Origin of the sequence: Methylibium sp. T29 (assembly GCF_000576205.1) — a bacterium.
Taxonomy (GTDB): Bacteria; Pseudomonadota; Gammaproteobacteria; order Burkholderiales; family Burkholderiaceae_C; genus Methylibium; species Methylibium petroleiphilum.
In genome coordinates, this window is record NZ_AZND01000458.1 from 1 (window position 1) to 1,557 (window position 1,557).

Annotated in this window: 1 protein-coding gene and 1 pseudogene; both read right to left on the bottom strand. The window is 74.9% G+C overall.

Annotated elements, in window-relative coordinates; translation table 11 throughout:
- Positions 1 to 701: pseudogene (locus x551_RS21995) on the bottom strand (2OG-Fe(II) oxygenase); the annotation flags it as partial.
- On the bottom strand, positions 698 to 1,557 hold an 860-nt coding region (gene ada, locus x551_RS22000), incomplete at its 5' end, for a bifunctional DNA-binding transcriptional regulator/O6-methylguanine-DNA methyltransferase Ada (RefSeq protein ID WP_036251502.1). The gene ada and the pseudogene x551_RS21995, both read right to left, overlap by 4 nt.

A 1,557-nucleotide genomic window follows, 5' to 3' on the forward strand; every position in this document is an offset into this window, starting at 1 on the left:
CACCCGGCTGACGCCGTGGCGCAGCCGCACGCGGTAGCTGCCGCGCGTGCCCTGCACCGGCCGCTCGTGGACGGCGATCACCGCGGCGTCGCCCTGGCGCAGCGGCAGCACCATCGGTCGCGACTGCATGCGCGGGCGCTGCTCGGTCATCACGAACTCGCCGCCCTCGAAATCGCGCCCGGGCTCGGAGAGCAGCAGCACCACCTGCAGCGGGAACACGTGCTCGCCGTAGAGATCCTGGTGCAGGCAGTTGTAGTCGCCCTCGCCGTACTGCAGCAGCAGCGGCGTGGGCCGGGTCTGGCCGGCCCCATGGCAGCGCGCGATGAACTCGGCGTGCCGCGGCGGGAAGCGCGTGGCCACACCCATCGCCGCGTGCCAGCGGTTGGCGATCGGCACCAGATGCGGATAGAAGCCGCCACGCAGGGTCGCGACGAGCGCCGGCAGCGGGTGGGCGAAGTAGCGGTACTCGCCGCGCCCGAAGCCATGGCGGGCCATCACCACGCGGCTGCGGAAGGCCGCGTCGTCCGTGTACAGCCCCGCCAGCGCGCGGCATTCCGCCGGCGTGAGCAGGCGTTCGATCTGCGCGTGGCCTGCGCGTCGAGATCGCGGGCCAGCTGCGGCCAGTCGGCCGCCGCGATGCGCGCCTCCAGGCTCGCGGTGGCCACCGCCGTGGCGACGCCGGCGGTCTCCGACACGCTCATGGCGTGATCACCTCCTGCTCCAGCGCCAGCAGCTGGCGCTTGCGCTCGACGCCCCAGCGGTAGCCCGACAGTGCGCCGTCGCTGCGCACCACGCGGTGGCAGGGAATGGCCACCGCCAGCGCGTTGGCGGCGCAGGCCTGCGCCACCGCGCGCACCGCCGTCGGCGCACCGATGCGCGCGGCGACCTCGGCGTAACTGGCGGTGCGCCCGGGCGGGATGTCACGCAACGCCTGCCACACACGCTGCTGGAAGGCGGTGCCGCGCACGTCGAGCGGCAGGTCCAGGCCGAGACCCGGTGCCTCGACGAAGCCCACCACGCGGGCCACCCAGTCCTCGAAATCGGCCTCGCCGCCGATCAGGCGGGCCTGGGGGAAGCGGTCCTGCAGGTCGCGCGCCAGCGCATCCGGGTCGTCGCCGAGCAGGATCGCGCAGATGCCGCGTTCGCTCTGTGCCACGAGGATGGCGCCCAGCGAGCACTGGCCGATCGCGAAGCGGATCGCCGTGCCCGCCCCGCCGGCGCGGTAGCGCGTGGCCGTCATGCCGAGCACCCCGTCGGCCGTCTCGTAGTAGCGGCCGCCGGAGTTGAAGCCGGCGTCGTAGATGGCATCGGTCACCGTGCCGCCGCGGCGGCCGAGCGCCTCGCGCAGGCGCCGCGCCCGGTGCGCGGTGGCGTAGGCCCTCGGCGTGAGGCCGGTGACCGCCTTGAACACGCGGTGCAGGTGGTAGGGGCTGAGGCCGGCGCGCCGGGCCAGGTCGGCGAGCGGGGGGACCGCGTCCGCGGTCTCGATGTAGCGGCACAGTTCGGCGACCCGGGCTGCCTGCAGCGCGGCCGCCGGCAGCTGGTCGGGCTTGCAGC